The following is a 10636-nucleotide window of genomic DNA, read 5'->3' as shown; positions in this document are numbered from 1 at the left end:
GGGAAAATATTATCAAACAGTTCTTTACCAAGTTTGATGAAATTGATGCCGACAAAATGTCAGCTAACATGCTTAACTTCCCTGGTTTCCGTTTATCGATTGAAGATGCTATCGATAAAAAGATCCGCCCTTGTGGTTTGATTACCGGTCTGGCTGACTTTAATAATAACGGTAGCAAGCTACGTGTTGGTGTTGCGGTTTCAAATACGGCATTCCAAGCGGGTGCATTTGATATGGCCAGTGCTGAAAAATTCAGTTCGCTATTAATTGAATGTGCTAAGCGTAAATTACCGGTTATTTGTTTTATCAGCTCTGGTGGTATGCAAACTAAAGAAGGCGCAGCAGCATTGTTTTCAATGGCTGTTGTCAACGACCGTATTACACGCTTTATTCGTGATAACGAATTGCCTGTACTCATGTTTGGTTTTGGTGACTGTACTGGTGGTGCTCAAGCCAGTTTTGTAACCCATCCTTTAGTGCAGACTTACTATCTTTCAGGCACCAATATGCCGTTTGCTGGTCAAATGGTCGTACCTGCGTACTTACCATCTACAGCCACATTGTCGAACTACTTATCTAAAGTGCCAGGGGCAATGACGGGGTTAGTTCATAATCCATTTAGCGACACCTTAGACACCCAGTTGTCGGGTATTGATCCACTGATGCCATTACCGACAATTAAGATTGAAGAAGTGATTAGCAAAGCGTTGTCGACTTTAGTGCCTGAAGTGATTGAGCTAGAAGACGTTATTGTACAGGACGATCCTCGTGCATTGATGAAGCCAATTAATAAAGTGCTGGTGCATGCTCGTGGTTGTACGGCAGTTAAACTGATTCGTAAAGCACACGACAACAACATTAATGTGGTGTTGGTGGCCTCAGACCCAGACATGACATCTGTTCCAGCAGATATGCTGAAAGATACTGATAAGCTTGTGTGTATTGGTGGTAATACTTCAGATGAAAGTTACCTCAATGCTTACTCAGTATTGAAAGTCGCTGAATATGAAAACGTTGATGCGTTGCACCCAGGTATTGGTTTCTTGTCAGAAAGCCCACAGTTTGCGGCATTATGTGTTAACAATGGAGTCAACTTTGTTGGTCCTAGCGTGCATTCAATGACGACCATGGGTAACAAATCTAATGCTATCCATACTTCTCAAAAGCAAAATGTGCCCGTTGTTCCTGGTAGTCATGGCATTTTGACTAACGCAGAACAAGCGGTGAACGTAGCGTCTGAAATTGGTTACCCTGTGCTGTTGAAAGCAGTACAAGGTGGTGGCGGTAAAGGTATTCAGGTCGTTAAACGCCCTGAGGACATGATTGGTTTCTTCCAGAAAACTGCGACAGAAGCCGCCGCTGCGTTCGGTAATGGTGATTTGTATTTAGAGAAATACGTTACATCATTGCGTCATATTGAAGTGCAGTTACTGCGTGATAAATTTGGTAATACCAAAGTATTGGGTATTCGCGACTGTTCTGTGCAACGTAACAACCAGAAAGTGATTGAAGAGTCTGGTTCAACTATGTTGCCTGAAGAGCTTAAGCAGCGCGTGATGGAATACACTCGTGCGTTAGGTGAAGCGACCGATTACATGGGTGCGGGTACCGTTGAGTTTATTTATAACTTAGATGCTAACGAAGTGTACTTCATGGAGATGAACACTCGTCTTCAAGTAGAGCATCCGGTGACTGAAGCAACATCTGGTATTGATATTGTTAGCGCGCAGTTTGATATTGCTGCGGGCCGTTCAATTGAAAATCTACAGCCTGTAGACCAAGGTTATGCCATGGAAGTGCGTGTAACTGCGGAAAAAGCGGCGCTTGACAGCCACGGTATTCTTCAGCTTATTCCTAATCCTGGTAAAATCACTGAATGTGTATTGCCTCAGCGTGACGATGTCGAAATTATTTCGATTGCAGCAGCGGGTAAGGAAGTATCGCCATACTATGACAGCTTGATCGCACAGATCATTATACGAGGTACTGACCGTGCCGACGTTGTGTCTAAAATGTATGCGTACCTCGATAGCGTAGTGATTAAAGGTATTGCGACTAACATTCCATTGTTGAAGCTTATCCTTAAAGATCCAACGTTCAACGAAGGGGTGTATGACACTAACTATTTGCCACGTTTAATGGCTGAGCTAGACATACCAGCACTGATTGCAGAAATGGAAGCTGCAGCAGAAGCGATTGAGGTTGATACTGAATCATTGCGTGTTGGCGAAAGCAACGAGTTGAAAGTATTGGCTCAAGGCGCAGGTATTTTCTATACCTCTCCAGCACCAGGTGAAGCAGACTTTGTTAAAGAAGGTGACATCGTCACGGTTGAACAAACATTAGCATTGATGGAAGCAATGAAGATGTTCTCTCAACTAACGTTAGCGGGCTTTAATCGTCAAACAGGTGTGTTATATCCTGAAGACCAAAAGTATCGTATTGAGCGTATTCTTAATAGCAATGGTCAGCAAGTTTCACAAGGTGACTTACTGTTTGTAATATTGCCCATCGAAGCGTAAAACCTAAGATTAATTGTTGAATAAAATACCCGCTATTTAAGCGGGTATTTTTTTGTCATATTTTCGTCTGTTGTAATACACCTCGTAGCATACTCACTTTTGGTTCAGCTAGTTTTCGGTCCATATTGTTGGATCATACAACTTTTAAAAATGATGCGAACATTAACTCGGCTTAAGTTCTTAAGTCTATTGTTACTTAAACCTATTGTTACTTACCCTGTTGGTACTCATTAATTTGATTAGCACTAAGCATGCCAGTGCTTCAGTGGCCGAGACCTCGTCTTTCGTCAACTCAAAAACCGTAATATCATCTGTTATTGTGTCGATCCCGATTGGTTACTTTATAAAGCCATTATTGAATGCCGTCATACTGGAATTTCATCTAATTATTTAGCATTACTAACCGATTATCATTGATATCGATTTCTTTAAAGCGATAAATGACCGGCATGGACATACTATTGGTGACAAAATATGAGTTCAAGTTGCGCAAGTGCTACAAGCATCAGTAAGGGAGCTTGATGTTGTTGCGAGGCACAGAAGGGGTGTTGTGGTTTGTCAGCATGTAGAGTTACATGATGCCATTGAGCTTTGGCAGCGAATTACAGATGAACTGAGTTATTTCCATTTTTATCACAATATCACCGGGACCTGTAGTTTCGGGCTTGCCTTACTGGGTGATAATGAGCGGGTTCAAGCTTGCGTTGAACGAGCTGATACAGCGTTATATACAAACTAAGCAGTCTGGGCGTAATCAATATTGTAGTGCGTAGATAAAAACCACATGTTGCTGGATGTTTGTTCCTTTCGCAAAACTCGATCTTTGTGTGAATAAATACTTATTTGTTGTGGTGCGATGTTGTTTATCGACATTATGAGGGCCTAAAAATGCAAATTTACGTATTTCATCTAAAATTTAACATTTTTCGGTGAAATTCACCCAAAGACTAAAAAATAATCTACTATTTTTTAGTCAATTGTTTTATATATGATTTACAGCATTAATTGAGTTTTTTTATGCTAAAAACAAATAAATATTGCAACAGCTATTTGCGCCCAGCAAGGTTCCAATTTACAATATGCGCCTTAATAACCTGATGTGCGGTGTGTCGGTTCTTTTTCGCATGCTCCGTCTACTTCTTAAACTAATCATTAAAGTTGAATCATGACCGAATTATCCAAATACAGAAACATTGGTATCTTCGCTCACGTTGACGCGGGTAAAACCACGACCACCGAGCGTATCCTTAAGCTAACCGGTAAGATCCATAAGATCGGTGAAGTACATGATGGTGAATCAACCACAGACTTCATGGAACAGGAAGCTGAGCGCGGTATTACCATTCAGTCTGCAGCAGTAAGCTGTTTCTGGAAAGATCACCGTTTTAACGTTATTGACACCCCAGGCCACGTTGACTTTACAGTTGAAGTTTATCGTTCGCTTAAAGTGCTTGACGGCGGTATCGGTGTATTCTGTGGTTCAGGCGGTGTAGAGCCTCAGTCAGAAACAAACTGGCGTTATGCTAACGATTCTGAAGTTGCGCGTATCATCTTCGTAAACAAGTTAGACCGTATGGGTGCTGACTTCTTACGTGTTGTTAAGCAAACTAAAGACGTATTAGCGGCTAACCCATTGGTAATGGTTTTACCAATCGGTATTGAAGACGAATTCATTGGTGTTGTTGATCTATTAACTCGCAAAGCACACATTTGGGATGATTCTGGTTTACCAGAAAACTTCGAAATTACAGACGTTCCAGCTGACATGGTTGATCTTGTTGAAGAATACCGTGAAATGCTAATCGAAACTGCTCTTGAGCAAGACGATGCCTTATTAGAAGCTTACATGGACGGTGTTCAACCATCTATTGAAGACGTTAAGCGTTGTATCCGTGCCGGTACTCGTACAATGGCTGTGTTCCCAACATATTGTGGTAGCGCATTCAAAAACAAAGGTATGCAGTTATTGCTAGATGCCGTTGTTGATTATTTACCTGATCCAGTTGAAGTTGATCCACAACCTCTAACTGACGAAGAAGGTAACGAAAATGGCGAATTCGCAATCGTTGATGTTGATGCACCATTTAAAGCATTAGCGTTCAAGATTATGGATGACCGTTTTGGTGCGTTAACTTTCGTACGTATCTACTCAGGCCGTTTGAAGAAGGGTGACACCATCCTTAACTCATTCACTGGTAAAACAGAACGTATTGGCCGTATGGTTGAGATGCAAGCTAACGAACGTAACGAACTTGAATCAGCACAAGCTGGTGACATTATCGCTATCGTTGGTATGAAGAACGTGCAAACTGGTCACACTTTATGTGATCCTAAGCACCCTTGTACACTAGAAGCCATGGTATTCCCTGAGCCAGTTATCTCTATCTCTGTAACGCCAAAAGATAAAGGCGGTTCTGAGAAAATGGGTATCGCTATCGGTAAAATGATTGCTGAAGATCCATCTTTCCGTGTAGAGACTGACATTGATTCTGGTGAAACCATCCTTAAAGGTATGGGTGAACTTCACTTAGACATTAAGGTTGATATTCTTAAGCGTACTTACGGCGTTGACCTAATTGTAGGCGAGCCTCAAGTTGCTTATCGTGAAACTATCACTAAAGAAATTGAAGATAGCTACACGCACAAGAAACAGTCTGGTGGTTCTGGTCAGTTTGGTAAAATTGACTACACTATCCGTCCTGGCGAGCAAAACACTGGTTTCACTTTCACTTCGAAAGTGGTTGGTGGTAACGTACCTAAAGAATTCTGGCCTGCTGTTGAGAAAGGTTTCAAGAGCATGATGAACACAGGTACTATCGCAGGTTTCCCTGTGTTAGACGTTGAACTTGTGCTTCAAGATGGTGCTTTCCACGCAGTTGACTCGTCAGCTATCGCGTTCGAAATCGCAGCTAAAGGTGCTTTCCGTCAATCTATGCCTAAAGCCGGTGCACAACTTCTTGAGCCTATCATGAAAGTTGATGTATTCAGCCCAGATGACAATGTTGGTGACGTAATTGGTGACCTTAACCGTCGTCGCGGTATGATCAAAGATCAAAACGCTGGCGTTACAGGTGTTCGTATTAAAGCAGATGTACCGTTATCAGAAATGTTCGGTTATATCGGTTCACTACGTACAATGACTTCAGGCCGTGGTCAATTCTCTATGGAATTTGCTCATTACAGCCCTTGTCCAAACAGCGTTTCTGAGAAAGTTGTTGCTCAAGTTAAAGAACGTAAGGCTGCTGAAGCTAAGAAGTAATTCTAGTTTCAATTTGCTGATAAAAACCGTTGCCTAGGCAGCGGTTTTTTTATGCCTTTTTTATACTATTCCACAGTATAAAAATGGTTATGGTACAAGGTTGGCATTACTCATGACTGTTTCTGCTGAGCGTTAATAGTGCTTGAGCGGGTGGGGTTAACGGTAGATTCTCACGCCATATTAATGCCAAATCCCAGGTCATTGCCGGCTGCATCGGTTTAAATACCAGTTTGCTATTGGTTAGCCGTTGGCAAATGGGGTCGGGTAAAATCGCGACGCCTAAGTTAGCTTCAACCATTGCGGCTAAAAAATCCCACTGACCCGTTCGAAAAGCTATGTTGAGGTGTACGCCAACTTTACGGCTTAAATAGTTAATTAACTTAGCTAATGAAAAATCTTCGTTGTAGAGAATGAAGGGATAAGATTCAAAGTCTTGCCAGCGTATATCAGCATTGTCTGCAAGTGGGTGTCCTTCTGGTAAGCAAGCCAGTAAGGGGTATTTAGTCAGAGGTTGACTTGCTAACTCTGTTTTATGGGTTGTTGGTAGTGCGGTAAAGGCAATATCTAGACTGTTGCTCAATAGGGCTTGTTCGCAACCAAATCCGCCATACTCGTACATCTGTAATTCGATGCCGGGATATTTTTGTCGATAATCAGTCAGCAAAGGAGTGATCAAGCTGCTCATCATAGGGCACACACCAAGTCGTAATCGTCCTGATTTTAAGCCACTGAGATTGTTAATCCCTTCTTGTAGTCGATGCCAATGACCTAAAATCTCCCGCGCACTTTGTTCAAACAATTGTCCTGCTTGGGTTAATTCTACTGTTTGATTATTCCTTATCAACAATTGCTCACCCATATTGTCTTCTAAACGCTGAATGGTTTTTGTCAATGTCGGTTGAGTCATAAAACATTTTTGTGCCGCACGGGTAAAGTTTTTAGTTTCAACTATGGTGAGAAAGATCTGTAAGGTCTTGATTGGGATGTTCATGCTTAAATGGAATCCACTCTATGGTAATTATTCATTTTACCTATGAACCCCAAACGATTACTTTGAACTCCTTAACAAAAACGGAGCAATGGTTATGAAATCAACATCAAGTTTATGGGTCGGTGCATTATGGCAAGCGGCGATGCCTCTGAAGCATGAGATACAATCATCTAATACATCACAAACAGCAGCTGAACCCAGTTCGCAGGCTTTACAGCAAACATCTCAACCAACAAACCCAGCCTAGGCTGGGTTTTGTTTTTAGCTCTTTTGTTGTTAGGGCTGTTTTCGTTTTAACACGGATACTCATAAAAAAATGCCACTTCAATAGAAGTGGCATTGCTCAAATTGAGGAATAGGGGGAATTTATATTTTCACCAATTACTTTGTCGTAAATGTGTTTTCCACTAACTCCTGTTTATTATCCGCTTGGGCAACATGACACTGCACACAGAAGTAGTTCATACCATTTACTGTGCCCTTATCATCAACTACGTGTGACTTCGCCACTGGCGTTGCTTTCATTCTTTTCGTTTTATCCCAGCTATGACATGTTAGACAGCCATTTTTGTCTGTGGTGATGCTATAGCTATCTTTATGAGGGATCAACGGCGGTTGTTCAGCAAAGCTGCGTGCAATTGCTTTTCCTCTAGTCGGATAAGTGGCAATCGCATCAGCGGGTAAGTTGTCGGTAATGGCGACGTTACCTACACGAGACTCTACTTTTACAGGGGTATTATCTGCTACGGCTTGTTGTCCAGAATATGCGCTAAGGCTTAATAGTATGGCCGCGACGCTAAGTAGTTTTTTCATTTTCATCTCCGTTACATCCTAATGAATGTAGAAATCGAGTGTCACAGCTGTCATGGTGTAATAACCCTATGACAGCTGCAGCAATTAATATAAAAGCGGTATTAGGCTTTAAATATTTTCACTGGACACTTTTTGAAATCAGTTTCTTTTGATAATGGGTCAGTTGCATCTAAAAGCAGCTTGTTCACTAATTGCTTAGCGTCGAAGAATGGCATAAATACCACTCCACGAGGCGGCTTGTTGCGGCCTTTGGTTTCCACTCGAGTATTGATTTCTCCGCGTGGTGATGCCACGGTAACTTCATCTCCTTGGGCTAACCCACGAGCTTTAGCGTCAGCAGGGTGCATAAACACTTGAGCACTTGGCATCGCTTTATGCAATTCAGGTACGCGAGCTGTCATTGACCCTGTGTGCCAATGTTCCAGTACTCGTCCTGTGGACATCCATAGATCAAATTCTTCATTAGGTTCTTCTGCAGCAGGCTCATAAGGCAGTGCAAATATGACGGCTTTACCATCTGGTTTACCGTAAAAATTGAAACCTTCGCCTGCTTTGACATAAGGGTCGCTGCCTTCAACAAAGCGGCGGGTGGTTTCTTTGCCATTAACGACAGGCCAGCGTAATCCTCGCGTTTGATGGTAAGTGTCAAAGTCTGCTAAATCGTGCGCATGGCCACGACCAAATTGAGCATATTCTTCGAAAATACCTTTCTGCAAGTAAAAACCAAAGTGTTCGTTTTCATCGTTATAAGCACCTTTACAATCGCTTGTAGGGAACTTATTGATTACGCCGTTAGCAAATAACACTTCATATAACGTTTTATCGGCTAGCTCAGGTTGTTTAGCGATTAGCTCAGCAGGCCAGACTTCACTGACTTTAAAGCGTTTAGAAAACTCAACCAGCTGCCATAAATCAGACTTAGACCCTTCTGGCGTCGGTACTAGCTGATGCCAGAAATGGGTACGGCGTTCCGCGTTACCATAAGAGCCTTCTTTTTCAACCCACATTGCGGTTGGAAGAATTAAATCTGCGGCCATTGCTGTGATAGTAGGGTAAGGATCTGAGACCACAATGAAGTTTTCTGGATTACGGAATCCGGGATAAACTTCATCATTGATATTAGGACCAGCCTGCATATTGTTAGTACACATAGTCCAATAACAGTTTAATTTACCATCTTTAAGCATACGGCTTTGCAGCACGGCATGGTATCCCGGTTTAGCTGGAATAGTGCCGGCAGGGACTTGCCAAAGTTTTTCAGTAATTTCACGATGTTTATCATTGTTCACCACCATGTCAGCAGGTAAACGATGTGAGAATGTGCCTACTTCACGGGCTGTACCACAAGCAGATGGTTGACCGGTTAATGAGAATGGGCTGTTGCCTGGGGTTGCTATTTTACCGGTGAGCAAGTGGATGTTGTAGAGCATGTTATTAGCCCACACACCACGAGTATGCTGGTTAATACCCATGGTCCATAAGCTCATCACTTTGATGTTAGGGTCGGCATAAGCTTTTGCCATAATCTCAAGTTTTTCAGCCGGTACGCCGCTCATTTTTGCTGCATATTCTACAGTGTAAGTGCTAACGAATTTAGCATACTCGTCAAAGCTAATCGGTTTGGCATCACCGCTACCTGGGTTTTTAGCTTTCTTTTCCAATGGATGTTCAGGGCGCAAACCATAACCAATGTCTGTGGTACCTAAAGCAAATTTAGTGTGTTTGCTGACAAAGTCTTTGTTTACCGCTTTGTTTTGAATAATGTAGTTGGCAATATAATTTAAGATGACTAAGTCTGTTTGAGGCTTAAACACCATCGCATTGTCTGCTAAGTCAAAGCTGCGGTTTTCATAGGTAGAGAGTACGTGTACGCGAGCATCTTTATGGCTTAAGCGACGATCTGTTAAGCGTGCCCACAAAATTGGATGCATTTCTGCCATGTTGGCGCCCCACAATACAAAGTGGTCAGCAGCTTCTAAATCATCATAACAACCCATGGGTTCATCAATCCCAAAGGTACGCATAAATCCACCAACAGCAGATGCCATACAATGACGTGCATTAGGGTCGATATTGTTGGTGAGGAAACCCGCTTTATGAAGCTTAGATGCGGCGTAGCCTTCCCAAATAGTCCACTGACCAGAACCAAACATCCCTACAGAGGTTGGGCCTTTTTTGGCTATGCTGGCTTTCCATTTTTCGGCCATCGTATCAAAGGCAACATCCCAGCTAACTGGGGTGAAATCACCCTCTTTATCATACTTCCCATCTTTCATTCTGAGTAATGGCGAGGTTAATCGGTCCTTGCCATACATGATTTTGGATAAAAAATACCCTTTAATACAATTTAAGCCTTTGTTAACCGGGCTTTCTGGGTCGCCTTGAGTGGCAACAATTTTACCATTTCGAGTACCCACTAGAACGCTACAACCTACACCGCAAAAGCGACATGGGGCTTTATCCCATTTGATTTCACTTTTACCTTCTGCAGCTTGAACGATATTAATTGGGATAGCGATACCCACGGCCGACGCTGCTGCGGCAGCGGCGTTGGCTTTCAAAAACTCGCGACGACTGATGCTCATGGTGTTCCTCACTCTTAGAATGTTGTACTTGGTACGTGATAGTCATTGGAGGTGACGTGATAGAGTGAGTCTAGACCTTACTAATAACATGGGTATACCTCAGAATGGGTATAGTGGTTAATAGTTGTGCAAGATCACATTTTTCAGCGTGATGTAAATCTCATTTTAACAATTAGGTAAATGCTGTTTTAGAGATTGCTTGTAAAGCTTGTTGTGCTTGATATGCAGCTTTTTTTGCTGATTGAAAGTGTATCAACGTTCTATTGCTATTATGGCGCTAAAGGGTTAGGTATTGAGATTGTGAGAGGTATGATCTTTGTAGGTAGGCAGCGGTTTGCTTATCGTCGAAAAAAGTCTTCGAAAAATCTTAGAGAAAATCTTAGAGAAATCTTCGTGAAAACCTTTGGGTGGATCTTGATCCAACAATGAGCTTAAATGACCTGCAGAGCTAGGAGCTAGGAGCTAG

6 protein-coding genes and 1 pseudogene are annotated in these 10636 nt (G+C 42.3%); 4 read left to right on the top strand and 3 right to left on the bottom strand.

Annotated features, from left to right (window positions below):
• The 3 genes and pseudogenes from H5202_RS13385 to fusA all read left to right on the top strand — a co-directional run.
• On the top strand, positions 1 to 2522 hold a 2522-nt coding region (locus H5202_RS13385; RefSeq protein WP_182772503.1), incomplete at its 5' end, for an ATP-binding protein.
• 406 nt (positions 2523 to 2928) lie between these two features.
• Positions 2929 to 3261, top strand: a pseudogene (locus H5202_RS13375) (GGDEF domain-containing protein).
• A 426-nt stretch (positions 3262 to 3687) separates the two neighbouring features.
• Entirely contained in the window at positions 3688 to 5781 is a 2094-nt protein-coding gene (gene fusA, locus H5202_RS13370; protein WP_182772501.1) for an elongation factor G, read from the top strand.
• 106 nt (positions 5782 to 5887) lie between these two features.
• Here the strand turns inward: fusA and H5202_RS13365 are convergent, their stop codons facing one another.
• Positions 5888 to 6772 carry a LysR family transcriptional regulator gene (locus H5202_RS13365; protein WP_182772500.1) on the bottom strand — a complete coding sequence of 295 codons (885 nt, stop codon included), beginning with the start codon at positions 6770 to 6772 and terminating at the stop codon, positions 5888 to 5890.
• Positions 6773 to 6866: 94 nt separating this feature from the next.
• Between H5202_RS13365 and H5202_RS13360 the strand changes: the two genes are divergently transcribed.
• Positions 6867 to 7019, top strand: coding sequence for a hypothetical protein (locus H5202_RS13360; protein ID WP_182772499.1), 153 nt, complete (start codon positions 6867 to 6869; stop codon positions 7017 to 7019).
• A gap of 134 nt (positions 7020 to 7153) precedes the next feature.
• Here the strand turns inward: H5202_RS13360 and H5202_RS13355 are convergent, their stop codons facing one another.
• Both H5202_RS13355 and napA read right to left on the bottom strand, forming a co-directional pair.
• Positions 7154 to 7585, bottom strand: a complete 432-nt coding sequence (locus H5202_RS13355; RefSeq protein ID WP_182772498.1) for a nitrate reductase cytochrome c-type subunit — start codon at positions 7583 to 7585, stop codon at positions 7154 to 7156.
• Positions 7586 to 7686: 101 nt separating this feature from the next.
• Positions 7687 to 10170 (bottom strand): nitrate reductase catalytic subunit NapA, encoded by a 2484-nt coding sequence (gene napA, locus H5202_RS13350; RefSeq protein ID WP_182743545.1) that lies wholly within the window; start codon positions 10168 to 10170, stop codon positions 7687 to 7689.
• Between the last annotated feature and the right edge of the window lie 466 nt (positions 10171 to 10636).

Source organism: Shewanella sp. SG41-4 (assembly GCF_014164505.1).
Taxonomy (GTDB): domain Bacteria; phylum Pseudomonadota; class Gammaproteobacteria; order Enterobacterales; family Shewanellaceae; genus Shewanella.
Note: the sequence above shows the minus strand (reverse complement) of the source record. Positions and strands in the feature narration are given on the sequence as shown.

Excerpts from the sequence above, each read along its gene's own strand:
- fusA (WP_182772501.1), top strand. The coding sequence starts at position 3,688 with ATGACCGAATTATCCAAATACAGAAACATTGGTATCTTCGCTCACGTT.
- H5202_RS13365 (WP_182772500.1), bottom strand. The coding sequence starts at position 6,772 with ATGAACATCCCAATCAAGACCTTACAGATCTTTCTCACCATAGTTGAA.
- H5202_RS13360 (WP_182772499.1), top strand. The coding sequence starts at position 6,867 with ATGAAATCAACATCAAGTTTATGGGTCGGTGCATTATGGCAAGCGGCG.
- H5202_RS13355 (WP_182772498.1), bottom strand. The coding sequence starts at position 7,585 with ATGAAAAAACTACTTAGCGTCGCGGCCATACTATTAAGCCTTAGCGCA.
- napA (WP_182743545.1), bottom strand. The coding sequence starts at position 10,170 with ATGAGCATCAGTCGTCGCGAGTTTTTGAAAGCCAACGCCGCTGCCGCA.